The organism is Bradyrhizobium sp. AUGA SZCCT0160 (assembly GCF_018130105.1).
Lineage (GTDB): Bacteria > Pseudomonadota > Alphaproteobacteria > Rhizobiales > Xanthobacteraceae > Bradyrhizobium.
This window is the reverse complement of the sequence record NZ_JAFCMD010000026.1, coordinates 25,770-49,672: the sequence shown is the minus strand read 5'-3', so window position 1 is coordinate 49,672 and position 23,903 is coordinate 25,770. Positions and strand designations below refer to the sequence as shown.

The 23,903-nt window shown below is 62.9% G+C and carries 29 protein-coding genes and 1 tRNA gene; 22 read left to right on the top strand and 8 right to left on the bottom strand.

The features are described from left to right. Positions 1-139 precede the first annotated feature (139 nt). The 4 genes from JQ558_RS31470 (at position 140) to JQ558_RS31455 (ending at position 2,608) form a co-directional block, all read left to right on the top strand. A complete protein-coding gene (locus JQ558_RS31470) occupies positions 140-622 on the top strand; it encodes a DUF6163 family protein (RefSeq protein WP_192733586.1) in 483 nt (160 codons plus the stop codon). Between the two features lie 562 nt (positions 623-1,184). After that, entirely contained in the window at positions 1,185-1,700 is a 516-nt protein-coding gene (gene ldtR / locus JQ558_RS31465; RefSeq protein ID WP_192733585.1) for a transcriptional regulator LdtR, read from the top strand. A 441-nt stretch (positions 1,701-2,141) separates the two neighbouring features. Next, a complete protein-coding gene (locus JQ558_RS31460; RefSeq protein ID WP_212000022.1) occupies positions 2,142-2,369 on the top strand; it encodes a hypothetical protein in 228 nt (75 codons plus the stop codon). A 17-nt stretch (positions 2,370-2,386) separates the two neighbouring features. Continuing rightward, positions 2,387-2,608, top strand: coding sequence for a hypothetical protein (locus tag JQ558_RS31455; RefSeq protein WP_212037750.1), 222 nt, complete (start codon positions 2,387-2,389; stop codon positions 2,606-2,608). A 6-nt stretch (positions 2,609-2,614) separates the two neighbouring features. Here the strand turns inward: JQ558_RS31455 and JQ558_RS31450 are convergent, their stop codons facing one another. After that, positions 2,615-3,415, bottom strand: a complete 801-nt coding sequence (locus tag JQ558_RS31450) for an HpcH/HpaI aldolase/citrate lyase family protein (protein ID WP_212272843.1) — start codon at positions 3,413-3,415, stop codon at positions 2,615-2,617. 96 nt (positions 3,416-3,511) lie between these two features. Then, positions 3,512-4,435, bottom strand: a complete 924-nt coding sequence (locus JQ558_RS31445) for a ketopantoate reductase family protein (protein WP_212296228.1) — start codon at positions 4,433-4,435, stop codon at positions 3,512-3,514. Between the two features lie 189 nt (positions 4,436-4,624). On the opposite strand from JQ558_RS31445, the gene JQ558_RS31440 reads away from it, so the two are divergent. The 10 genes from JQ558_RS31440 to JQ558_RS31395 all read left to right on the top strand — a co-directional run bounded on the left by JQ558_RS31440 (position 4,625) and on the right by JQ558_RS31395 (position 14,239). Next, positions 4,625-5,251, top strand: a complete 627-nt coding sequence (locus JQ558_RS31440; protein ID WP_212208185.1) for a glutathione S-transferase family protein — start codon at positions 4,625-4,627, stop codon at positions 5,249-5,251. Between the two features lie 340 nt (positions 5,252-5,591). Then, positions 5,592-6,893: a serine hydroxymethyltransferase gene (gene glyA / locus JQ558_RS31435; RefSeq protein ID WP_212208184.1), complete on the top strand. Its 1,302-nt coding sequence runs from the start codon at positions 5,592-5,594 to the stop codon at positions 6,891-6,893. A 25-nt stretch (positions 6,894-6,918) separates the two neighbouring features. Beyond that, the gene (gene nrdR, locus JQ558_RS31430) at positions 6,919-7,401 is read left to right on the top strand and encodes a transcriptional regulator NrdR (RefSeq protein ID WP_192733576.1); all 483 of its coding nucleotides are present in this window, start codon (positions 6,919-6,921) and stop codon (positions 7,399-7,401) included. Further along, positions 7,398-8,549 (top strand): bifunctional diaminohydroxyphosphoribosylaminopyrimidine deaminase/5-amino-6-(5-phosphoribosylamino)uracil reductase RibD, encoded by a 1,152-nt coding sequence (gene ribD / locus JQ558_RS31425; RefSeq protein ID WP_212296227.1) that lies wholly within the window; start codon positions 7,398-7,400, stop codon positions 8,547-8,549. Before nrdR ends, ribD begins: the two co-directional genes overlap by 4 nt. Further along, a complete protein-coding gene (locus tag JQ558_RS31420) occupies positions 8,550-9,158 on the top strand; it encodes a riboflavin synthase (protein ID WP_212296226.1) in 609 nt (202 codons plus the stop codon). A gap of 143 nt (positions 9,159-9,301) precedes the next feature. Then, entirely contained in the window at positions 9,302-9,793 is a 492-nt protein-coding gene (gene ribH / locus JQ558_RS31415) for a 6,7-dimethyl-8-ribityllumazine synthase (RefSeq protein ID WP_212208181.1), read from the top strand. Positions 9,794-9,795: 2 nt separating this feature from the next. After that, the gene (nusB, locus tag JQ558_RS31410) at positions 9,796-10,293 is read left to right on the top strand and encodes a transcription antitermination factor NusB (RefSeq protein ID WP_212208180.1); all 498 of its coding nucleotides are present in this window, start codon (positions 9,796-9,798) and stop codon (positions 10,291-10,293) included. Positions 10,294-10,300: 7 nt separating this feature from the next. Beyond that, positions 10,301-11,278: a thiamine-phosphate kinase gene (gene thiL, locus JQ558_RS31405; RefSeq protein ID WP_212296260.1), complete on the top strand. Its 978-nt coding sequence runs from the start codon at positions 10,301-10,303 to the stop codon at positions 11,276-11,278. A 203-nt stretch (positions 11,279-11,481) separates the two neighbouring features. Continuing rightward, positions 11,482-11,691 (top strand): cold-shock protein, encoded by a 210-nt coding sequence (locus JQ558_RS31400; RefSeq protein WP_192733570.1) that lies wholly within the window; start codon positions 11,482-11,484, stop codon positions 11,689-11,691. 427 nt (positions 11,692-12,118) lie between these two features. After that, positions 12,119-14,239 carry a sodium-translocating pyrophosphatase gene (locus tag JQ558_RS31395; protein ID WP_212272849.1) on the top strand — a complete coding sequence of 707 codons (2,121 nt, stop codon included), beginning with the start codon at positions 12,119-12,121 and terminating at the stop codon, positions 14,237-14,239. Positions 14,240-14,473: 234 nt separating this feature from the next. On the opposite strand, the gene JQ558_RS31390 is transcribed toward JQ558_RS31395, so the two are convergent. Beyond that, complete coding sequence (locus JQ558_RS31390; RefSeq protein WP_212296225.1) at positions 14,474-15,478, bottom strand: tripartite tricarboxylate transporter substrate binding protein; 1,005 nt, start codon at positions 15,476-15,478, stop codon at positions 14,474-14,476. Between the two features lie 179 nt (positions 15,479-15,657). Continuing rightward, complete coding sequence (locus tag JQ558_RS31385; protein WP_212296224.1) at positions 15,658-16,143, bottom strand: outer membrane protein assembly factor BamE; 486 nt, start codon at positions 16,141-16,143, stop codon at positions 15,658-15,660. A gap of 152 nt (positions 16,144-16,295) precedes the next feature. Between JQ558_RS31385 and JQ558_RS31380 the strand changes: the two genes are divergently transcribed. The 8 genes from JQ558_RS31380 to JQ558_RS31345 all read left to right on the top strand — a co-directional run bounded on the left by JQ558_RS31380 (position 16,296) and on the right by JQ558_RS31345 (position 22,232). Next, positions 16,296-16,847: a ubiquinol-cytochrome C chaperone family protein gene (locus tag JQ558_RS31380; protein ID WP_212296223.1), complete on the top strand. Its 552-nt coding sequence runs from the start codon at positions 16,296-16,298 to the stop codon at positions 16,845-16,847. Positions 16,848-16,857: 10 nt separating this feature from the next. Next, the gene (locus tag JQ558_RS31375; RefSeq protein WP_212296222.1) at positions 16,858-17,445 is read left to right on the top strand and encodes a DUF177 domain-containing protein; all 588 of its coding nucleotides are present in this window, start codon (positions 16,858-16,860) and stop codon (positions 17,443-17,445) included. A 301-nt stretch (positions 17,446-17,746) separates the two neighbouring features. Next, a complete protein-coding gene (gene plsX, locus JQ558_RS31370; protein ID WP_212296221.1) occupies positions 17,747-18,808 on the top strand; it encodes a phosphate acyltransferase PlsX in 1,062 nt (353 codons plus the stop codon). Then, a complete protein-coding gene (locus JQ558_RS31365; protein WP_212296220.1) occupies positions 18,805-19,782 on the top strand; it encodes a beta-ketoacyl-ACP synthase III in 978 nt (325 codons plus the stop codon). The genes plsX and JQ558_RS31365 overlap by 4 nt, the downstream gene beginning before the upstream one ends. A 131-nt stretch (positions 19,783-19,913) precedes the next feature. Then, the gene (locus JQ558_RS31360; protein ID WP_192734233.1) at positions 19,914-20,243 is read left to right on the top strand and encodes an integration host factor subunit alpha; all 330 of its coding nucleotides are present in this window, start codon (positions 19,914-19,916) and stop codon (positions 20,241-20,243) included. 112 nt (positions 20,244-20,355) lie between these two features. Further along, positions 20,356-20,925, top strand: a complete 570-nt coding sequence (locus JQ558_RS31355; protein WP_212296219.1) for a MerR family transcriptional regulator — start codon at positions 20,356-20,358, stop codon at positions 20,923-20,925. 114 nt (positions 20,926-21,039) lie between these two features. Next, positions 21,040-21,117, top strand: a tRNA-Pro gene (locus tag JQ558_RS31350). Positions 21,118-21,269: 152 nt separating this feature from the next. After that, positions 21,270-22,232 carry an ABC transporter substrate-binding protein gene (locus tag JQ558_RS31345; RefSeq protein ID WP_212296218.1) on the top strand — a complete coding sequence of 321 codons (963 nt, stop codon included), beginning with the start codon at positions 21,270-21,272 and terminating at the stop codon, positions 22,230-22,232. Between the two features lie 174 nt (positions 22,233-22,406). On the opposite strand, the gene JQ558_RS31340 is transcribed toward JQ558_RS31345, so the two are convergent. From JQ558_RS31340 to JQ558_RS31325, 4 genes are all read right to left on the bottom strand, one after another. Continuing rightward, positions 22,407-22,559 (bottom strand): hypothetical protein, encoded by a 153-nt coding sequence (locus JQ558_RS31340; RefSeq protein WP_212296217.1) that lies wholly within the window; start codon positions 22,557-22,559, stop codon positions 22,407-22,409. A 119-nt stretch (positions 22,560-22,678) separates the two neighbouring features. Further along, positions 22,679-22,834 carry a hypothetical protein gene (locus JQ558_RS31335; protein WP_212272862.1) on the bottom strand — a complete coding sequence of 52 codons (156 nt, stop codon included), beginning with the start codon at positions 22,832-22,834 and terminating at the stop codon, positions 22,679-22,681. A gap of 173 nt (positions 22,835-23,007) precedes the next feature. Further along, on the bottom strand, positions 23,008-23,277 hold the full coding sequence (locus JQ558_RS31330; protein ID WP_212296216.1) for a hypothetical protein: 270 nt from the start codon (positions 23,275-23,277) through the stop codon (positions 23,008-23,010). 313 nt (positions 23,278-23,590) lie between these two features. After that, positions 23,591-23,854 (bottom strand): GlsB/YeaQ/YmgE family stress response membrane protein, encoded by a 264-nt coding sequence (locus JQ558_RS31325; protein WP_212272864.1) that lies wholly within the window; start codon positions 23,852-23,854, stop codon positions 23,591-23,593. Positions 23,855-23,903 lie beyond the last annotated feature (49 nt).

Genomic DNA, 23,903 nt, shown 5'->3' with positions numbered 1-23,903 from the left:
AGCATTCCGGAACGGCCGCGTCACCGCAGCTTGATTTGCGCCAGCGGCAATTGATTTTGCCGACGCGGCGGGCCAAGACTCTGCCTATACCAAGACTCCGCCTATAAGGACCCGTTTTCGCCTGTGAGCACCGATTCTCATGTCTGACACCTCCGCGCGCGACCCGTCGCGGGATAACAGGGACAATGCCCGGGACAATGCGATGTCGGTGGCGGCGATCTCGTCCGAGCGGATCGAGCCTGATGACAACGCTTGGACCCGGCGGCTGGTGCTGTTCCTGCGCATCATGGCGGTCATCTCGATCGCCAAGGGCCTTTACCATTGGGCGCAGGTGACCGGTTTCATCGGCGGCGAGGAAGAGGCGTTCGAAAATCAGTCGATGGCCTGGCAGACCGCGACGATCTATTTCGCCGTGATTGAACTCGTCGCCGCCGTAGGCCTGTGGCTTGCGACGCCCTGGGGCGCGGTGGTGTGGCTCACCACAGTCGTGTCGATGGCGGTGATCGAATTGATGTTTCCGGGCATCTACGGCGGCAGCCTGACGGTGGTCGGCGTCGAAGCCGTAATGCTGGCAGCCTATCTCGCACTCGCCTGGATGGCCGCGCGCGAACGGCCGCCATAGCAGTCGTGCGCACGTCCTCCGTTTTGCTGGAATCTTGCTGCGAATAGCCGGCCACATGGTTCGAGACGGGCGGCGTTGCCGCGCTCCTCACCATGAGGGTCCTAAGAGCGCATCCTGAACTGAACTGCTCGACCTCACCTTGAGGAGTCACGCAGTGGCGTCTCGAAGGATGAAGCCCGAACTGTTAATTGCGCCAGCGCACCTGCGTCCCAGAATGGGCCGCGCCATCCCGTAAGATTTTCGACGATTTTCGCGGTAACTTTTCAGTCACCGTAAAGGGTTCCCTCGCGTCGGTTACCCAGGCGTTTCGAATTCAAACGAACCTGTTTTGGAATGCGACAACCCTTCCAGACGAAGCGTGAACAGAGGCCCACCACCGTCAATGAAATCTTGCGAAAAGCCCTTTATCCATGGGCTTAATCCGCGATTCACTGTCTTAAATTCATGATCTCTTTATTGTCTTATTTAAGCGGATCTTCAAACGGCCCCCTTAAGTTGAAGCTATCAGGCGGGACAAAAGTTTCGTCGAATAAGTCGATAAAAACGACAACAGGGGAATGTCATGATGAAAGCCGTTGCAACGGCGGTGGAAACCGCTGAACGCTCTGCCGGTCAAGCTCCGGTGCAGCCGCTCTATCTTGAAGCATTGACTTTGGTGGAGCGGCTGCATCGCCGGCTGCTTGACGTGATCAAGGATGAATTCGATCGTCGCGGCCGCGCCGATATCAACTCGGTGCAGGCGCTGCTGCTCTATAACATCGGCGACAAGGAGTTGACCGCAGGCGAGCTGCGCACGCGCGGCTATTACCTCGGCTCCAACGTCTCCTACAATCTGAAGAAGCTCGTCGAGCTCGGCTTCCTCGATCATCAGCGTTCGCGCGTTGATCGCCGCTCGGTCCGCATCCGTCTGACCTCGCAGGGCCAGGAAATCCGCAAGATCGTCGACGCGCTGTATCAGAAGCACGTCAAGACCGTGGAGCAGGTCGGCGGCATCTCGAACGAGGAGTTCGCGACGCTGAACAAGTCGCTGCATCGGCTCGAGCGGTTCTGGACTGACCAGATCCTGTATCGGCTCTGAGATTTACATAGCGTTTTCGAGCGAAGTGGACTTCCGGTTCGCGTGAAGAAACGCGGCAAATAAGAATTCGAAATCCGCGGCCAAGCCGGCCACGCAGAAGACCGGCGGCCAAGAGCGGATCATGAACTGGCAAGGCAGTAAGCCCTGCCCAAGGCGCATCGGCTCCGGGTTACCGGATCCGGTGCGTTTTGCTTTTTGGACCTGAGTGCCGAGTGCCGCGGCTTCATCCTTCGCGACGCGCGCAAAGAACCGCTTCGGGCATAGCCGCTTCGAGTGATGGCGGACACAGTTTCACCTGATAAAGCGCATCAAAACAACAAGCTGCACCTCGATTCTAAGGTCACGCGGGCCATAGGCGCGCGCCCAGCAAACAGCCGGTTTCCCGCAATGGAACTTGTGCCGGGCTCGCGCATTATATCGCTGACACGGGGACCGAAGAACATGCTCGTCGAGCGCGGATTGCGGGTGATGAATGTCGAGGTGGTGGGCGACGCTTACGCCATCGCTTCAAATTATCTCCGCAGGACCGGCGCCCTCCCGGATACTTTCGCCACCGACGAGCGGCTGCTCGAAATCATCGTGCAGATGTTTCAGCGCGGCGAACTCAACAAGATCCGCCTCGCCAACAAGGCGATCGCCAAATTCGAAGCCGAAACCTACATCGCCTGATCCCACCGGAGAACTTCATGGAAGCCGCCATCGACCGCATCATGCACACCTATGACCTGCTGGTGAACCGTAGCTCTGCCGCGAACGATGAAGCGCGCGAGAAGGTGACCGACTATGTGAAGACGCTATTCGAGGCCGGCGAAAAGGACACCCACCGCCTGACCGTGTGCGGCCTGACCTATCTGCGCCAGCTCGACGGCTCCACCGATCCGGTGAAGGCAGGCTATACCGGGATGTGAGTTGGCTCAGCCCGCCTTGCGATCCGCTTCGAGCTTCCGCAACGAGGCCGACTTGAGACTGGCGCCGGCCAGCATGTAAGCGTGATCCGATCCCGTCAGGATGAACTGCGCGCCGAGATCGGCATAATGCTTCATGGCGTCCGGTTCGTAGACGCCGCCCATGCCGAGGAATTTGCCTGCCTTGCGGCACGCCGCGCCGACGCTGCGATAGGCTTCCTCGACGCGCGGATGCAGGATTTGACCGGAAATACCCATCTCCGCGGTCAGGTCGGAGGTTCCGATCAGCAAGCCGTCGATCCCGTCAACGGCGGCAATCCCGGCGGCATTGGCCACGCCTTCAGGGCTCTCGACCATCGCGACGACCAGGATTTCCTGGTTGATGGCGGCCTGGGCCTCGGCGGCGCCGGGCGGCTTGTAACCGAACAGCGCGGATGGTCCGCCCCAGCTCCGCGACCCCAACGGCGGATAACGAAAGGCGCTAGCAATGCGCCGGGCCTGATCGACCGTATCGACATGCGGTACGATGACGCCGGCGGCGCCGTTGTCGAGCGCCCGCGTGCCTTCATCAATCGCGCCTGCGCAAATCCGGACGATCGGCGTGATGCCGGTCGGCAACGCGGCGATGCAGATCTGCGCGACGTCATCCTGCGAAAATGCACCGTGCTCGACGTCGATGAAGATCCAGTCATGCCCGGTCGCCGCGGCGATCATGCCCGCTGCCGCGGTGCGCAAATGGTGCAGGCCGAATCCGAGGGCGAGCCCGCCCGCCCGCAATTTCCTGATCGTGGCGTTCTCGACAAGCGGCATTTGCTTCTCCGTGATGTCACGCATCGAGGCGCGTCGCAAAGTGGTGGCTACAGTGCCGAGATGTCCGGCGATGTAAAGGACATGGCGCCTCGCGCCTCAGCCCGGATTGCCCATGATGTACGGCTTCAGCATCGCATACATCAGGCTGTGCGTCGGCGTCGGGACGCCGAGCTTCTTGCCCAGTTCGACCACCTTGCCGCCGAGCCAGGGCAGCTCCAGCCGGTTGCCGCGTTCGAGGTCGAGCGCCATCGACGGCTTTTGGTGCGCGGGCAGGCTGTCGGAATATCCTGATGTCGTCTCCACTGCGTTGTCCGGCAGCGCCACGCCGTAAGCGCGGCCGACATCCATCACTTCGCGGTAGGCCGACATCAGCAAGGGGCGAATATCGGGATCGTCGCGCAGCGCACCGATCGGCTGGCGCGCCAGCGCCACCGCGCTGGCGTTGGCGGCGAGCAGGATGAACTTCATCCAAAGTTCGGTGAGGATCGCGTCGCTCAGCTTCGCCTCGAAGCCGGCCTTCTGGCAGAGCGCAAGAAATGCTTCGCCGCGCGGGCTAGCCCTGCCGTCGAGTTCGCCGAACACGATGCGCATGAAGGTGCCGACCTGCTGGATCACGCCTGATGCTATGATGTTGGCGCTGATTTGCGCGACGCCGCCCATCACGGCGTTTTCGCCGAGTATCGGGATCAGCCTTTCTGCGGCATCGACGCCGTTCTGCAGCGGGATGACAGCCGTATCGGGGCCGATCAGCGGCTTGATGCTGATCCCGGCGCTTTCGACGTCCCACAGCTTGACGCAGAACAGCACGAAATCGACCTTGCCGATCTCGGCGGGATTGTCGGTCGCCTGTGTCGGCACCAGATGGATGTCGCCGCGCGGGCTTTGAACCTTCAATCCGTCGCGCTTCATGGCCGCCAGGTGCGCGCCGCGCGCGATGAAGGTGACATCCGCGCCGGCTTTCGCCAGCGCCGCCCCATAACCGGCGCCTACGCCGCCGGTGCCGACAATTGCGATACGCATCGTTCTCTCCTCGTTGGCAAAAACCTAGCACCGCAGGCCGATACCAGGCAAAGGTGTGTTTGCGCCTCGTCATTGCTTCGCGGAGCCTGTCATCGGGCGCGCATTCGCGCGACCCGTTGGTCGCAATGACGGCGTTAGAAATCTCTGGTAAACAACAACACCAACAAGAAACCTATTGAGGAAACTGCCATGCTCACGGTTCATCATCTCAACGACTCCCGCTCGCAGCGGATCCTGTGGCTGCTCGAAGAGCTTGGCACGCCCTATGAGATGAAGCGCTATCAGCGTGATGCCACGACGCGGCTGGCGCCGCCGGAACTGACGGCGATCCATCCGCTCGGCAAGTCGCCCGTCATCACCGATGGCGGCACCACGATCGCGGAGTCCGGTGCGATCGTCGACTACATCATCCGCAAATACGGAAAAGGCGCGATGATGCCGGCGCCCGGCAGCGCCGACTATGAGGCGTACAATGAGTGGCTGCATTATTCGGAAGGGTCCGCGATGCTGCCGCTGATGCTGAACCTCTATGTCGGCAGGCTGAAGGAGGCGGGCGCGCCGCTGCATCCGCGCATCGACAGCGAGTTGGCCAATCATCTCGGCTATGTCGACCGCGCGCTGAAGGGGCGCGAGTTCTTCATCGGCCCGTCATTGTCGGGTGCCGATATCCAGATGAGCTTTGTCGGCGAGATGGCAAAGGTGTTCGAAAAGCTTGGGCCGTATCCGAACCTGGCGGCCTGGCTGACGCGTATGCACGCGCGCCCGGCGTTCCAGCGCTCGATCGAAAAGGGCGGGGCGTACCGGTTTGCGAAATAGGCCGTCGTTCCGGCGAACGCCGGAACCCCAGCGTGAGCGCATTTGCGCTCATCGCGGCGCCGCGGCCCCTCGGTAGGACAAAGGTGTCTGAGACCTTCTTTTAACAATGGCGGCTGCGGCGTATGGGCCCCGGCTCAAGGCCGGGGCGACAGCGGGGGGAGTGGCGCCGGACTGGCATCCCCGCCATCCCCACCATATCTTGCATAAATATCAGACGGATACCGCAAGTGCTTGGCCGGCCCGGGCCGATGTGGTATCTCGCAAGCGCTTCTTTCGACCGCCACACGTAACCGACCGCTGTGCCGCTTAAGGCCTTGCGGCGGTGGAGATATTTCGGCCCATGACCTCCAGCAGCAAAACCGCCTCCGCGCCCGACTCGTTCTTCACGGCCACTCTCGCCGAGGCCGATCCGGAAATCGCCGCCGCCATCAAGGGTGAACTCGGCCGGCAGCGCCACGAGATCGAGCTGATCGCCTCGGAAAACATCGTCAGCCGCGCGGTGCTGGAAGCGCAGGGCTCGGTGATGACCAACAAATACGCCGAGGGCTATCCGGGCGCGCGCTATTATGGCGGTTGCGAATGGGTCGACGTCGCCGAGACATTGGCGATCGATCGCGCCAAGAAACTGTTCGGCGCCCAGTTTGCCAACGTTCAGCCGAATTCGGGCAGCCAGATGAACCAGGCGGTGTTCCTGGCGCTGCTGCAGCCCGGCGATACCTTCATGGGCCTTGATCTTGCCGCCGGCGGCCATCTCACCCACGGCGCGCCCGTCAACATGTCCGGCAAATGGTTCAAGGCGCAGCACTACACCGTGCGCCGCGACGACCAGATCATCGACATGGACGAGGTGGCGCGCCGCGCCGAGGAAGTGAAGCCGAAGCTGATCATCGCCGGCGGCTCCGCCTATTCGCGCGCCTGGGACTTCAAGCGCTTCCGCGAGATCGCCGACAGCGTCGGAGCCTATCTGATGGTGGACATGGCGCATTTCGCCGGCCTCGTCGCCGGTGGCGTCCATGCCTCGCCGGTGCCGCATGCCCATGTCACGACCACGACCACGCACAAATCGCTGCGCGGCCCGCGCGGCGGGTTGATGCTGTGGAATGACGAGACGCTGACCAAGAAACTCAACTCGGCGATCTTCCCGGGCCTGCAGGGCGGTCCGTTGATGCACATCATCGCCGCCAAGGCGGTGGCATTTTCCGAGGCGCTGCGTCCGGACTTCAAGATCTACGCCAAGAACGTCGTCGAGAACGCCAAGGCGCTGGCGGAAGCGCTGCGCGCGCAGGGCCTCGACATCGTCTCAGGCGGTACCGACAACCATCTGATGCTGGTCGATCTTCGCCCCAAAGGCCTGAAAGGCAACGTCTCGGAGAAGGCGCTGGTTCGCGCTGCGATCACCTGCAACAAGAACGGCATTCCGTTCGATCCCGAAACGCCGTTCGTCACCTCGGGCCTGCGTCTGGGCACGCCGGCGGCGACCACGCGCGGTTTTGGCGTCGCCGAATTCCAGCAGGTCGCCTCCATGATCGCCGAAGTGCTGAACGCGCTGGCGCAATCGCCCGACGGCAAGGCGCCGCTGGTGGAAGCCGCGATCAAGGAACGCGTCAAGGCACTCACCGACCGCTTCCCGATTTATCAGTAAGGGTCACTAGTAAGGGATACTTGGGATGCGCTGCCCCAGCTGCAACAGTCTCGATACGCAGGTGAAGGATTCGCGCCCCACCGAGGATTCCGCCGTGATCCGGCGGCGGCGGGTCTGCATCGCCTGCAATTTCCGCTTCACCACCTTCGAGCGGGTGCAGCTCCGCGAACTGACCGTGATCAAGCGCAACGGCCGCCGCGTGCCGTTCGACCGCGACAAGCTGGTGCGCTCGTTGCAGATCTCCCTGCGCAAGCGCCCGGTCGATCCGGAGCGCGTCGAAAAGATGGTCTCCGCCATCGTGCGCGAGCTCGAAAGCGGCGGCGAGGCGGAGGTTTCCTCGGAAGCGATCGGCGAGATCGTGATGGAGCATCTGCGCCAGCTCGATGACGTCGCGTATGTGCGTTTTGCCTCGGTCTATCGCAACTTTCGCGAGGCCAAGGACTTTGAAGCCGTGCTCGGTGAGCTGTCCGGCGAGGAAGACGCACGGGTCACCGCGTTGCGCAAATGATCTTCCGTATCCTGGAAGACCAGTACGCGCAGAAATCCAGGGAATCCAAAGCCGCGGACGCGCGCTTCATGCAGCTCGCGCTGGCGCTCGGCCGGCGCGGGCAGGGGCGCACCTGGCCGAACCCCGCCGTCGGTGCCGTCGTCGTCAAGGACGGCGTCATCGTTGGGCGCGGCTGGACCCAGCCCGGCGGTCGGCCGCATGCCGAGCCGGATGCGCTCAAGCGCGCCGGTGACGCCGCGCGCGGCGCCACGCTCTATGTGACGCTGGAGCCGTGCTCGCATTTCGGCAAATCGCCGCCTTGCGTCGATGCCGTGATCGCGTCGGGCATTGCCCGCGTGGTGTCGGCGATCGAGGATCCCAATCCGGAAGTGGCCGGACAGGGCCACGCCAAATTGCGCGCGGCCGGGATTATCGTCGATGTCGGCCTGAATTCCGCGGAAGCAGCCTACGATCATGCCGGGCATTTCCGCCGCATCCGCGACAGGCGCCCGCATGTGATCCTCAAGCTGGCGATCTCCGCTGACGACAAGATCGGCGCCGCCGGCAACAAGCCCGTCGCGATTACGGGTGAGGCAGCAAGGACACGCGTGCATCTGCTGCGCGCGCAGTGCGATGCGATCCTGGTCGGGATCGGCACCGTGCTGGCCGATGATCCGGTGCTGACCTGCCGGCTGCCGGGGATGGAGCATTTATCGCCGGTACGTGTAGTGCTGGATCGGAGCTTGCGGATTCCCGGCACCAGCCGTCTGGTGCAGACCGCGCGCGAGACGCCGCTCTGGGTCATGACGTCGGATCTCGCGGAAGCGCCGGCCGCCATGAAGCTCGGCGCCGCCGGAGCGCAGGTGATCCGCGTCGCCGCGTCAAGCGCGCCGCCGGGGCTGGATGTGACGGCGGTGCTGCGTGCACTGTCCGACAAGGGCGTTTCGCGGCTGATGGTCGAGGGCGGGGCGCGCGTCGCGTCGTCCTTTGTATCGGCGGGGCTGGTCGATGAGGTCTGGCTGCTGCGCGGACCTGATGCGGTCGGCGCGGATGGTGTTCCCGCGCTGGACGCATTGCCGCTGTCGGCTCTCACCGGGTCGCCCGCGCTAAGAGTCCGTGCTAGCGAAAGCCTTGGTCTAGATACTCTCACGATCTACGAGCGCCCCTAAATGTTCACCGGAATAGTCACCGATATCGGCGAAATCGTCAGCCTGACGCCGACGGCGCAGGGGCAGTTGCACCGCTTGCGCATCGCCTGCCACTACGATCGCGCCACCATCGCCGATGGCGCCTCGATCGCCTGCAACGGCGTCTGTCTCACCGTGGTCGCCTCCGGCGTCGATGATGGCAAGACCTGGTTCGACGTCGATGCCGCGGCCGAGACGCTCGGCATGACCACGGCGAAGCACTGGGGCAAAGGCACAAACCTCAATCTCGAGCGCGCGCTGAAGATCGGCGACGAACTCGGCGGCCACATCGTGGCCGGCCATGCCGACGGCATCGCCAGCATCGTCAAGCGCGACGATCTGCCCGATATGGCCAGGTTCGAACTGCGCACGACGCGGGAACTGGCGCGCTTCATCGCCGTCAAGGGCTCGATCACCCTGGATGGCGTGTCGCTGACGGTGAATACGGTCGAAGACGTGGTGTTTTCGGTGCTGATCATTCCCCATACGCTCAGCGTCACGACGCTGGCGGACTGGAACGCGGGCAGCGAGGTCAATATCGAGGTCGATCTGATGGCCCGCTATGCGGCGCGGCTGTCGGAAACGAAATAGCAACAGCAACAATTGTGTCATACGCGGGCTTGACCCGCGTATCCATCCTCTTAACAGGATGGATTCCTGATAGGATGGATTGCCGGGGCCCCATCGGCAGACGCGCTCCGCGCTCTAGCCCGGCAATGACAAGAAGGTAGATAATGGCAGACGCACGACGCGCACCCCTGAAGGACCAGACCGACATCAAAGGCGCGCGCGCGCTGATCGTCGAGGCACGCTTCTACGACGACATCCAGGATGCGCTGCTGGAAGGCGCCGTTACCGAATTGAAGGCGGCCGGTGTCACGCATGACGTCATCACCGTGCCCGGCGCTTTGGAAATCCCCGCCGCGATCGCGATCGCGATCGACGCCGCCGAGAACAACGGAAGGCCCTATGACGCCGCGATCGCGCTCGGCTGCGTGGTGCGGGGCGACACCATTCATTTCGAGATCGTCTCGATGGAATCCTCACGCGCGCTGATGGACCTTGCGGTGGCCAGAAAGTTCCCGCTCGGCAACGGCATCATTACGGTCAACACCGAGGCGCAGGCCTGGGCGAGGGCGCGCGCCAGTGAACTCAACAAGGGCGGCGACGCCGCCCGCGCGGCGCTCGCGATGCTGCGGATCAAACGCCGGCTGGCAAAGGCCTGACGATGGCAGACACCAAGAAGCCCGCACTCAAAAATCCGGACAAGAAAGCCAACCGGCGCGGTGCCGCGCGACTCGCCGCCGTGCAGGCGCTGTACCAGATGGACATTGGCGGCGCCGGGATCAACGATATCTTCGCCGAGTTCGAGAGCCACTGGCTCGGCAACGAGGTCGAGGGCGACAAATACCTGCCGGCCGAAGCCGCGTTTTTCCGCGACGTCGTCTCGGGCGTGGTGCGGGATCAGGCCAAACTCGATCCGCTGATCGACGACGCGCTGTCGAAGGGCTGGCCCTTGAAGCGGATCGACGCGATTTTGCGCGCGGTGCTGCGGGCTGGGTCCTATGAACTGGAGCATCGCAAGGACGTGCCCGGCCGCGTCGTCGTGTCCGAATATGTCGATGTCGCGCACGCCTTTGTCGAAAAGGACGAGACCGGCATGGTGAACGCGGTGCTGGATCAGATCGCGCGCCAGTTCCGCGCCGACGAGTTCGCGCGTGGCTAGCGCGCCCATGTCCGGCGAGGACTCGCTGATCGCCCGGTATTTCAGGCCGATCGCGACCGACCCTGGCGCCTTCAATCTCGACGACGACGCGGCGGCCCTGAAGCCTGATGGCGACGACATCGTGGTGACGACGGACGCGATCGTCGAAGGCGTGCATTTCCTTCCCGACGATCCGCCTGATACCGTTGCGCGCAAGGCGTTGCGGGTGAACCTCTCGGATCTCGCCGCCAAGGGCGCGGTGCCGGCCGGTTTCGTGCTGACGCTGGCGCTTCGCGATACCGACGAAGCCTGGCTCAAGCCGTTCGCGGCCGCGCTCGGCGAGGACGCGGCGCAATTCGGCTGTCCGCTGCTGGGCGGCGATACGGTGTCGACATCAGGTCCGCTGATGGTCTCGGTCACCGCGTTCGGGCGCGTGCCGTCAGGCAAAATGGTCCATCGCAGCGGCGCCAAGCCTGGCGACCGGGTGCTGGTGACCGGCACGATCGGCGATGCCGCGCTCGGGCTTGCCGTGCTCGGCGGCGGCAAGGTCCATGCCGCGGTGAGCGATGCAGCAGCGCGCGATCTGCTGGTCGGGCGCTATCGGGTGCCGCAGCCGCGCATGGTGCTCGCGGAAATCGTTCGCGACCATGCCGGAGCGGCGATGGACGTGTCCGATGGGCTCGCCGGCGATCTCACCAAACTGTGCGGCGTGTCGGGTGTTTCCGCTGCGATCGATCTGGAGAAGGTTCCGCTGTCGGATACCGCGCGCGATCTGCTGTCGCGTGGCATCGTCGGAATCGAAACGTTGATCGCCGGTGGCGACGATTACGAAATCCTGTGCACGGTGGCGGAAGACCGCGTCGATGCGTTCGTGCAAGCCGCGCAGGGCGCTGGCGTGGCGGTAAGTTCCATCGGGACCGTGCTCGCCGGAAGTGGAGCACCAAAATTCCTCGACGGGCAGGGCGGCGAAATTGTGCTGAAACGGCGCTCTTACAGCCATTTTTGAGCGTCGCAGCGCCGCCCGCGGGCCTTTATTTGCAACCGGCCATTGCAATTTTCCGGAAAATCTATAGTTGTGCGCGCATTCGATTGCCGCCGTGCCTTGCTGAACGCGCCTGTTAGGGCATTTTCCAGAGACATCGTCGATTGGATTTGAATCCGTGCGATCGCCGTACGGAATGAAAGCCTACGTGCTTTGGAGAATAGAAGATGGCTACGGGAACTGTGAAGTGGTTCAACGGTCAAAAGGGCTTTGGATTCATTCAGCCGACCGACGGCAGCAAGGATGTGTTCGTTCACATCAGCGCCGTTGAGCGGGCCGGTCTGACCGGTCTGGCCGAAGGCCAGAAGGTCGAGTTCGAACTCAAGACCGACAAGATGCGTGGCAAGGTAAGCGCAGAGAACCTGTCGCTGGCCTGAGGCCTCGAAACGGTCGTTTCACGGACGTACTGAAATGGATCGCGGGCCCGCTCAATCCCTTCGAGGATTGGGCGGGCCCATGTATTTTTAGGCCCATGTGTTTCTTGGTCGCTATTTTGAGGTCGCTGCACCCGCAGGTCGCTCTCAGCAGACGATTCGATGGTCCGCCCCGTGGGCGCCTGGCAGGCCTCGGATTTTCCGCCGGACGGTCCAGCCGCCAGCCAGGCCTCGGCACCTTCAGTCGTTCCCGGGGATTCCTTTCAAAAATAGACGGTTTCTGGCCTCCGCGGCGTTGCGCCGGGGAAACGATTTTGGCAAGGTCCCGGCGATTTGAGGGGCCACCCTTTTGGGCGGGGAAGGCCTCCTTTTTATGCGCTTGCCGCGCTCGCGGTGTGGCGGGGGAACATCAAGGTCTGAGGCAAATTCAATGACAGCATTATGGGTGATTGTGCTCTGCGGAGCGCTTTCGATTGTTTACGCGATCTGGGCGACGGCTTCGGTGTTGAAGGCGGACGCCGGCAATCCGCGCATGCAGGAGATCGCAGCCGCGGTCGCCGAGGGCGCACAGGCCTATCTGAAGCGGCAGTACATGACGATCGGCATGGTCGGCGTCGTGATCTTCGCGCTGCTGGTCTGGTTCCTCGGCATGAAGGTCGGCGTGGGCTTCCTGATCGGCGCGGTGCTGTCGGGCGCCGCCGGCTTCATCGGCATGAACGTGTCGGTTCGCGCCAACGTGCGTACCGCGCAGGCCGCGACCACCTCGCTGGCCGGCGGACTTGAACTCGCCTTCAAGGCCGGTGCGATCACCGGCATGCTGGTGGCGGGCCTCGCACTGCTCGGCGTCACCATCTACTTTGCCTATCTGACCCAGATGCTGGGCCTGAAGGCCAACGACCGCGTCGTGGTCGACGCGCTGGTCGCACTCGGCTTCGGCGCCTCGCTGATCTCGATCTTCGCCCGTCTCGGCGGCGGCATCTTCACCAAGGGTGCTGATGTCGGCGGCGATCTCGTCGGCAAGGTTGAGGCCGGCATCCCCGAGGATGATCCGCGCAATCCCGCCACCATCGCCGACAACGTCGGCGACAACGTCGGTGACTGCGCCGGCATGGCCGCCGACCTGTTCGAGACCTATGCGGTGACCGCGGTCGCCACCATGGTGCTGGCTGCGATCTTCTTCGCGACCTCGCCGCTGCTGGTCAACATGATGACGCTGCCGCTCGCCATTGGCGGCGTCTGCATCATCACCTCGATCATCGGTACCTTCTTCGTCAAGCTCGGCGCCAGCCAGTCGATCATGGGTGCGCTCTACAAGGGCCTGATCGCGACCGGCATCCTGTCGCTGTTTGGCGTTGCTGCTGTCATCCATTGGCTGATCGGCTTCGGTCCGCTGGCGGGCGTGAAGTACACCGGCATGGCGCTGTTCCAGTGCGGCGTCGTCGGCCTCGTCGTCACCGGCCTGATCATCTGGATTACCGAGTACTACACCGGCACCGACTACCGTCCGGTGAAGTCGATCGCGAAGTCCTCGGTCACCGGTCACGGCACCAACGTGATCCAGGGTCTGGCGATCTCGATGGAATCGACCGCGATGCCCGCGATCGTCATCATCGCCGGCATCCTCGTCACCTACAGCCTTGCCGGCCTGTTCGGCATCGCGATCGCGACCACCACCATGCTGGCGCTGGCCGGCATGATCGTGGCGCTCGACGCCTTCGGCCCCGTCACCGACAACGCCGGCGGCATCGCCGAAATGGCCGGCCTGCCGAAGGAAGTCCGCAAGTCGACCGACGCGCTCGACGCGGTCGGCAACACCACCAAGGCGGTCACCAAGGGTTACGCGATCGGCTCGGCCGGTCTCGGCGCGCTGGTGCTGTTCGCGGCTTACAATGAAGACCTCAAATTCTTCATCGCCAATGCCGCGAAGTATCCGTACTTCCAGGGCGTGCTGCCCGACTTCTCGCTGAACAACCCCTACGTCGTGGTCGGCCTCTTGTTCGGCGGCCTGCTGCCGTATCTGTTCGGCGCGATGGGCATGACGGCCGTCGGCCGTGCGGCCGGCGCGATCGTCGAGGAAGTGCGGCGTCAGTTCCGCGAAAAGCCTGGCATCATGCAGGGCACCGACAAGCCGGATTACGGCCGCGCGGTCGACCTTTTGACCAAGGCGGCGATCAAGGAAATGATCATCCCGTCGCTGCTGCCGGTGCTGTCGCCGATCTTCGTCTACTTCGTGATCTTCGCAATCGCGGGCGGCGGCGCGGCCGGCAAGTCGGCGGCGTTCTCGGCCGTCGGCGCCATGCTGCTCGGCGTGATCGTGACCGGCCTGTTCGTCGCGATCTCGATGACCTCTGGCGGCGGCGCCTGGGACAACGCCAAGAAGTACATCGAGGACGGCCATTACGGCGGCAAGGGCTCCGACGCGCACAAGGCGGCGGTGACCGGCGATACCGTCGGCGATCCCTACAAGGATACGGCCGGCCCCGCCGTCAACCCGATGATCAAGATCACCAACATCGTGGCGCTGTTGCTGCTGGCGATCCTGGCGCACTGAGCGGCGCTGAGCCGATCAAAATAAAAACCCCGCGGTGCGAGCCGCGGGGTTTTTCTTTTTTGCCCGCCGTCATCCTGAGGTGCGAGCTCTTGCAAGCCTCGAAGGATGACAGGCAGGTGTGTGTGGCCATCCTTCGAGACGCCGCAAGCGCGGCTCCTCCAGCGACAACGGCTTTGCCGTTGCGCGGGGATGACGGCTGCGTGCGCGGATCGAGCGCCGCGGGAGTTACGCCTCTCAGCCGGCGTCCATCTGCAGGCCTTCCTGCTTGATGATGGCGCCGAACTTGTCCGTCTCCGCCTGGATGAAGTCGGAAAACTGCTGCGGTGTGCCGTAGTCGGTGCGCGCGCCGATCTTGGCCATGTTTTCCTTGATGTCCTCGCGCTCCAGGAACACCTTGATTTCCTTGTTAAGGGCATCGAGGACGGGGGCGGGGGCGGCCTTCGGCAGGAAAATGCCGAACCAGGACGAAACGTCGAACTTGGCGAGCTCCGGTGCGCTCTCGCGCATGGTCGGGATGCTGGGCGCCAGCGCGCTGCGCTCGGTCGTGGTCACCGCCAGCCCGGTGAGCTTGCCATCCTGCACCTGCGGCAGCGTCGGATAGAGATTGTCGAACAGCACCTGGATGTCGCCGGCGAGCGCGGCCTGCAGTGCCGGCCCAGCGCCGCGGAACGGCACATGCACCATCTTCAATTTCGTCAATTGCAGGAACCAGGCGCCGGTGAGGTGAGGGCTCTGCCCGATGCCGGAGGAGCCGTAGGTCAGCTTGTCCGGATTGGCCTTGATGTAGGCAATCAGGTCGCCGATCGACTTGACCGGCACCGAGGGGTGCGCCGAGATGATGTTGGGAATCCGGATCAGGTTGGAGACCGGCTGCAGCTGGTCGGCCTTGTAGGTCATATTCCGGAAGATGGTGTAGGCGATGGCGTTAGGGCCGGGATTGCCGACCAGGATCGTGTGCCCGTCGCCCTTGCTGCGTACGGCTTCGGCGGTGCCGATGGTGCCGCCGCCGCCGGAGCGGTTTTCCACTACCGCGGACTGGCCCCAGGCCTTCTGCAAATGAGCCGCCAGCAAGCGCCCCATCACGTCCGTGGTGCCTCCCGGCGCGGCCGGCACGATCAGGCGGACGGTTTCGGTGGGCCGCCAGTCGGCGCCCAGGCTGCTGCGCGGCAGAATGGCCGCAGTGGAGAGCGCGGCGGCTCCGGTCAGAATATGGCGGCGGGAAAAAAATCGGCTGGTCACTAGGTCACTCCCTGCGGGGTTTTATTTTGCAGGCGACCGTAGGCAGCGCGCACGCGCAGGGCAAGCGGGCGACTTGGCGCAGGGCGCTGCGCTGATCCGGGGTCCACGAAGCGGCAGATGGGTCCCGGCTCTGCGGAGCAGCACAAGGGTGCTGCACCGCGTCCGGGACACGGGAGGGCTTAGTTAAGGCTGAGCAGCTTGAACAGCGGCGTCAGGTAGCTGAGCTCCTGGCCTGAGGTCGGCGTGGTGCGGCTGATGAAGTCGAAGATCTTGCCGTCCTGCAGCCCGTAATTGGCGAGCCGCTGCACCTGGCGATTCTTGTCGAAATAGATCGCGATCACCCGCTGGTCGACGACCTGCTGGTTCATGAAGGCGACCTTGCGCTCGGAGCGCTGTGAAATGTAGTAGAACACCTCGCCGTTCAGGGTCGCGACCGTGGAGGGCGTGCCCATCACGATCAGCACCTGGTCCTGGCTGGCGCCGATCGGGATCTGTTCCAGCGCGCCGGGGGGCAGGATATAGCCCTTCTGAAATTGCTCGCCGGTGCAGCCGCCGAGCGCGGCGCAGAGCAGTGCCATGGCCGCAAAGCCGCGAAAACCGCGCCAGCGCGCGGTCTGGCGGCGCGGCGAGGGCGCGCATGAGCTTGGTTGGCCCGTCTCGGTCATTCCGGAATCGATCCCGTCCCCTTGCATCGCGCGAGGCGTTGACGTACCGGGCAGCACGCAGGATTGCAACATGCGCGGGCGCCCGAAGCTGAAACCCTGAAGGCCGAAACCTTCATGGCGGAAACCTTTGGGGCTCGCATGCGGAACCCACAATGCTTTGGCCGTTCAATCACTTCAGGAAACCCCGGTCCGCCCCGCGCGGCACCATTGAAGCCATCTATGGCATGATCGTGACGCAGGCGCGAGAACCGTTGTTTTATCGGGACTTGGGCGTCCCGGACACGGTTAACGGCCGTTTTGACCTGCTTCTGATGCATTTGTGGCTGGTATTGCGGCGGCTCAAATCGGTCCAGGCGGGCAAGGGCCTGTCGCAGGCGCTGTTCGACCATTTTTGCAATGATATGGACGATAATCTGCGCGAACTGGGCGTCAGCGACCTCAAAGTGCCGAAAAAGATGCAGGCCTTCGGCGAGGCCTTTTATGGCCGCACCGCGGCCTATGATCTGGCGCTGACCGAGGGCCGCGAGGCCCTGGCGCAGGCGCTGTGCAAGAACGTCCTCAACGGTGAGAACATCGAAAAGGCGCGCCAGCTCGCAGCCTATGCCGAGGCTGTCATGGCAGCGCTCGACCGGCAGGACGAGGCGGCGCTGGCCGGCGGCACTTTCAAGTTTCCTTCGCCGGAGCAGGCCGGCGCACAAGCATGAGCAAACGGCGATGACCAAGAGTGCCATGATCGAGAAGCCGGACCCGTGGCGCGTTCCCGTCGCGGTGGAGAAAATCCCGGACACGGGTCTGCATCGCGACCTCGAGGCCGATCAGGCCACGCGTGTTGCGGTGGCGGATATGGGAAGCCTGCGCGAGGTGCTGATGCTGCAGGCCTCGTTCGACGTGATGCCCAAAAGCGGCGGCCGCTTTCAGGTCGAGGGACGCGTGCGGGCGCGGATCGGGCAGACCTGCGTGGTGACGCTGGATGAGATGGAGAGCGATATCGACGAGCCGATCGATCTGATCTTCGCGCCGCCGGACCAGATTCCGCAGATGGCCGCACTGGTCGACGAGGCTGAAGAGAGCGACGAGGACACACCTGATCCGCCGGAGCCGATCGACAACGGCATCATCGATCTCGGCCGGCTGGCGACCGACGCGCTGTATCTCGCGGTCGATCCCTATCCGCGCAAACCGGACGCGGTTTTTGAACCGTTGGTCGAAGCCCCTGACCCCGAGGATCACCCATTTGCGGCGCTCAAGGCGCTAAAGGTTACGCCGAAAAAGTCGGGCTCAAAGAAGCCCAAAGACAAGTAACCGACACTTAAAGTGGCCGGTGAAGCAGGATTTCACTTGATGTGGCTCTGATGCTTCATCAGGAATCTTGCATAAGATACTGAATTTGCTAATATTACATTGTATTCCCGATTGCGGGCGGTGCTGGGTCCCATTCCCCAAAGACCGTGGTCAAGAGGTTGTGTCAGAGCGGGGACACGCTATTGTCGCGGCCCGGCGGGGGCGATAGCGATGCGCTCCGCCGACACCGCTATCGGCGGATGCTTCCAGCGCGCGGCCGGGCTCTAACAGGGCTGCAAGAGATCAGGTTTCCGGGACGTTCATGCCTCAAAAGGTTCGAATCGCGCTTGACGCCATGGGTGGCGATGTCGGCGCATCGGTCGTCATTCCCGGCGCTGCAAGGGCATTGGCCCGGCATCCCGACATCGAGTTTCTGCTGTACGGCGACAGCGCGCTGATCGAGGCGGAGCTCGCGAAGCATCCGGCCATGAAGAAGGCGTCACGGGTGACCCATACCGACGTCACCGTCAGCATGCACGACAAGCCGAGCCAGGCGCTGCGCCGCGGCCGCAAGAAGTCGTCGATGTGGTTTGCGATCGACGCGGTGAAAGAGGGCAAGGCCGACGTCGCGGTATCTGCCGGCAATACCGGCGCGCTGATGGCGATGGCGCGCTTTCATTTGCACACCATGCCGGGGATCGATCGGCCGGCCATTGCCGGCGTGTGGCCGACGATGCGCGGCGATTCCGTCGTGCTTGACCTCGGCGCCAGCATCGGCGGCGACCATCATCATCTGGTGGCGCTGGCGGTGATGGGCGGCGCGATGGCGAGCGTGCTGTTCGGCAAGCCGCGCCCGACCGTGGGCCTGCTCAATATCGGGACCGAGGAAGTGAAGGGCGGCGAGGAAATCCGCGCCGCCTCCGAACAGCTGCGCGCGATGAACCTGCCGGAGCTCGACTATATCGGCTTCGTCGAGGGCGACGGGATCGGCAAGGGCGCCGCCGACGTGATCGTGACCGAAGGCTTTTCCGGCAATATCGCGTTGAAGGCCGCCGAGGGAACCGCGCGCCAAATGTCGGAGTTCCTCCGCAGCGCCATGGCGTCGAGCTGGCGGTCCCGTATCGGCTATTTGTTCGCCCGCAACGCCTTCACGGCCTTGCGGCACAAGCTCGACCCCAATAAATCCAACGGCGGCGTGCTGCTCGGCCTCAAGGGCGTGGTGGTCAAAAGCCATGGTGGAACCAACGCCGAAGGCTTTGCTTACGCGGTCGATGTTGGCTATGAGATGGTCCGCTGCGATCTCCTCACCAAGATCAATCAGATGCTTAATCGCGACGGCAGTGCGCTGGCTCAAGCGCAAACCGCGCAGGAGGCTGTCTCGTGACTGCTAAACGTTCGGTCGTGCTAGGCTGCGGCTCCTATCTGCCGCGGAAGGTCCTGACCAATGCCGAACTGGCTGATCGGATCGATACGTCGGACGAGTGGATCGTGCAGCGCACCGGTATCCGGCAGCGCCATATCGCCGCGGACGGCGAGTTCACCTCGCATTTGGCGATCAACGCCGCGCGCGCCGCGCTCGACCATGCCGGCATCGACGCGCAGCAAATCGATCTGATTGTGCTGGCGACCTCGACGCCGGACAACACCTTTCCGGCGACCGCGGTTGCGGTCCAGCACGCGCTGGGCATCAGTCACGGCGTCGCCTTCGACCTGCAGGCGGTCTGCTCCGGCTTCGTGTTCGCGCTGGCGACCGCCGACAATTTCCTCCGCTCCGGCTCGCACAAGCGGGCGCTGGTGATCGGTGCGGAAACGTTCTCGCGCATTCTCGACTGGAGCGACCGCGGTACCTGCGTGCTGTTCGGCGACGGCGCCGGCGCCGTCGTGCTCGAGGCCCAGGACCAGCCCGGCAAGCCCACCGACCGTGGTATCCTGACCACGCATCTGCGTTCCGACGGGCGGCATAAGTCAAAGCTGTTTGTCGATGGCGGGCCGTCTTCGACCCAGACCGTCGGCCACCTCCGCATGGAGGGCCGCGAAGTCTTCAAGCACGCGGTCGGCATGATCACCGATGTGATCGTCGATGCGTTCAACGCCACCGGGGCTTCCGCCGAGCAGATCGACTGGTTCGTCCCGCATCAGGCCAACAAGCGAATCATCGATGCTTCAGCGCACAAGCTGCATATTGCGCCGCAGAAGGTGGTTCTGACGGTCGATCTGCACGGCAATACGTCAGCGGCATCGATCCCGCTGGCGCTCAACGTCGCGGTCAAGGATGGACGCGTCAAGAAGGGCGATCTGGTGCTGCTGGAAGCGATGGGTGGCGGCTTCACCTGGGGTTCCGCGCTCGTCCGGTGGTGAGACTTAAGTAAAACACCCGACAAATTAGGTTGCGCTGTTTCATGCGTGTGCATGATGGTCGCTGTTGACCATCGCGTGCTAACCTCCTAATTTCAGGGAATAAATTGTTCGCCGAGAGTGCGGGGCAGGCGATGACCGGGACAGGAAAAACAGTCACACGCGTTGATTTGTGCGAGGCGGTCTACCAGAAGGTGGGCTTGTCGCGAACGGAGTCGTCTGCGTTCGTCGAACTCGTTTTGAAAGAGATCACCGATTGTCTTGAGAAGGGCGAGACGGTGAAGCTTTCGTCGTTCGGCTCGTTCATGGTGCGCAAGAAGGGTCAACGGATCGGACGTAACCCGAAGACCGGCACCGAAGTACCAATCTCTCCGCGACGCGTGATGGTGTTCAAGCCGTCGGCCATTTTGAAGCAGCGCATCAATGGTCACGCGGTGACCAACGGTGATGCCAAGGACGATTGAGGCGTTTTCAGCGCGAGGCGAAGTTCAGTTCGCGTCAGGAATGCGCGTGAAGATAGTCATGTTAAGCGTTTAGAGTTTCTCTTCATTCTCTAGAGCTGAGAGGAGCTGGCATTTGGACAAGGCGCCGGATGCGTTCCGTACCATCAGCGAGGTCGCGGACGATCTCGATATTCCCCAGCATGTGCTGCGATTTTGGGAAACGCGATTCACCCAGATCAAGCCGATGAAGCGAAGCGGCGGGCGGCGCTATTACCGCCCCGACGACGTCGATCTGCTCAAGGGCATCCGCCGCCTGCTGTACGGCGAGGGCTACACTATCCGCGGTGTGCAGCGGATCCTGAAAGAACACGGCGTCAAATCGGTGCAGGGTCTGAGCGACCAGAACTCTGCCGTCTCGTTCGGCGCGGTCGAGGAGGCGATCGGCCTCAGCCTGCAGGAGCCGGAAGAGGGCGCAGGTGCGCTCGCCGGATCCGATGACGATGATTACGAGGGCGAAGCCACGGAAATCGACTACCGCTTCGTCGATACCGATGAGGACGGTTTCCTCGCCCCCTTCGGCAAGGGCAAGGCGGCTGCCGCGCCGGGCCCGGTAGGCAGCCCCGACCGCGAACGCCTCGAACGCGTGCTGCAGGATCTGGTGGCCTGCCGGCAATTGCTGGATAACGCGCTGAAGGATGGCTGAGGGCAGGGCCGGAACCGGCGTTAGGCGGGTGGTTTTTGGGGCCGAATGCAGCTCGTTTACGGTGCGGATCGCGCGCCTTGCGCAGGGCGCCGATCGCAGCTAATGGAACGGCATCGGAGCGTGGCGCAGCCCGGTTAGCGCACTAGTCTGGGAGACTAGGGGTCGGAGGTTCAAATCCTCTCGCTCCGACCATTAAAAGCCCCAACATGGGAGCTTTCTACTACCTGAAACCACCGGAGAGCTCCCAACACCTCCGTGGGTGGTATGATCTTGTAGACATCAAGAATTTATTTCTCTTAGGCGTATCTGGGCTAGTCTCATCCATCAACGTGGAGCGCTGGCTCATGCGTCGACCGATCGCCCGCCGCCGAATGCTGACGGCTTGTCTTGGTCTCTTGGTGGCCGGAGCGGCGAAGGCGGATCGTTCGCGGCAGTGGCGCGTGGCCTATGTCGGCTCTGGCAGAACCACTATAGCCGTACCGATCTTAAGGGAAGCGCTTCGGCAGCTGGGCTATGAAGAGGGTAAGAACCTCATCCTCGATGTCCGCGCCGCGAATGGGCACTACGCCATCCTACCCGATCTCCTGAAAGAGGTGGTTGGCCTGAGGCCAGATGTCATCGTTGCAGAGGCCACACCAGCCGTCGCGGCCGCACAGAAGGCGACGTCGACTATTCCGATTGTGATGTCCCCGGCGAGCGATCCTGTTGGCTCCGGATTCGTCGAGAGCTTTGCTCGGCCGGGTGGAAACATCACTGGCGTGGCAAACATGTTCGGCGATGCCACGACGAAGACGCTGGACATAATCCGTCTGGTTCTTCCGAACGTAAAAATGATCGGAGTCTTGATCTCGAATAATCCAACCCATCCGCGCCTGTTGGAGGTCGCCAAACAGGCTGCCGCCTCAATGGCCATTTTCGCAGAGGGCTTTGTCGCGCCAAATCCTGACGACCTGGAAAGGGCATTTGCGGAAATGAAGTCCGCTAACTGCGACGCTGTGTATGTTCTAGCAGACCCAGTGCGTCCGGCCATTCCTGGTATCGCCCTTAAATCCGGATTGCCGACCATTTATCAGGTGAACACCTACGTGACGGAGGGCGGCTTGATGAGTTACGGCCCTGATGTCCCAGGTTTTTTCAGTTTAGCCGCCCGATACGTCGATCGTATTCTCAAGGGCGGGAAGCCAGCCGAGATACCCGTCGAGCAGCCCACAAAATTTCTGTTCGTCGTGAACCTCCGCACAGCCAAAGGGCTTGGATTGACCATTCCGGAGTCGGTGCTGCTCATGGCCGACAAGGTGATCGAGTAGCGGACTAATTGATATGAGGCCGCTCGGGCCGAGGCGTAATGCGGAAGTAACATCGGTGCATACGCGGACTTGGCAATGCTTTGACTGCTAGCCTAGACAGCCCCCATGACTTCAATTTCGGTGGTGGACTTATTCTCGCAGCCGGTCCGCGGATGAGGCCCGCCGTCCCCCGCCTCACCCGTCGTTGAAAGCAAGAAGCGGAACGTCCACGTCGAACACCAGTTCGAGCACCAATCCGACCGCGCAAACGACCACGGCCAGTTCGACGATCACAAAAGTGAAAATCGTGGTCAGTCCGACGACTGCGTTTTTGCGTCCGTTGATCATAATTCCCTCGTTAAGGAATCATTAGCACCGGGCCGTTCGGCGTGGTCGAGGATGTGATTTTAACGTAAACGGGGAACCGGCGCGCCCGATTGCGGGCCGCCGGGGTGGGAAGCGGAATCTCAGCCCGACTTGTTGATCTTCTTCACTTTTGCATCGGTGGCTTCGATCGATGCCGCCAATTCCAAGATCGCCTTTGCCAGAAGGTCGGCGGCTTCCTTGGCGTCCTGACAGCGCTCCGCGCGCAGCGCATAATTCTTGGCTGATGATAGTGACATTGGCGTCGCCCTTCCGACGGAAAAACCCACCGGGTTGAGGCGGTGGGTTTCCCTACGCATTTACGTCTTGCGGGGGTCTTGAGCCGTCCGCGATTGCCCGAACCATAGCGCTCGCTGGTTAATGAATTTTCTGGCCCTAAGGCGCGTCAGCAACGCTGGTAAGCCCGCTGCTGCTAAAGAAATTCGCGCAGCCTCACCAACTCGGCGACGTGCTCGGCGGACATAACCTCGGGGATCATTGGCGGCTGCGGCGCTGTCACAATCTCGTACAGGTGCCGGGTCGATTCGGGCTTGGCCATGAATTCCCTCATGCACTCATCGAGCGTGCCCTCGAACACCATATAGGGGCCGGAGCTGTCGAGGCGGCGGGCGTTGTGGAGCGACGGCCATTTGCGGATGATGGCAGGAACATCAAAACTCACTGGTACTTCGGCACCATCCATTCGTCGTCGAGCTCCGGTCACAGGAAAACGGCCCCCAGCCGCAAGATGATGATGGGCATCCCACCACGAAACTCATAATCCGCGACGTCGCCGTGGGTTCCCGGCCGATGCCTCGAAATTATTGCCGCCGCCGTCTGTTGGGAACAAATAACTGCCGGGGAGCTTAGTCGGGCACGTCCGGACACGAACCAGCCCCGTCGCGTCCGGCCAAAGGCGGCCTCAGCTCTCCCCCCGCGCTGGGGCCGCCTCTTTCAGCAGCGTTGCCGCGGCGCAAAGATCGCGCGCGAACGGCCGAACCTGGTTCTTGATCGGGCTACTTCTTGAAGAAGCCGACAATGATCAGGAGGATCACCGCGCCAATGACGGCGTTGACGATCGCGGCCAGATAGCCTCCGACCAGGACAAACCCGATCATCGGCAACAGCCAGCCGGCGATCACGGCGCCGACGATGCCGACCACGATATTGCCGACCAGGCCGAGGCCATAGCCCTTGACGATTTGCCCGGCCAGCCAGCCTGCGATCGCGCCGATGATCAGCCAGACGATGAGAGATTCAATCACGACCGTCCTCCCCATTGCTGAGCGCCGCGGTTTCCCGCGGTCGCTGCCCTCGAAGCCAACACGT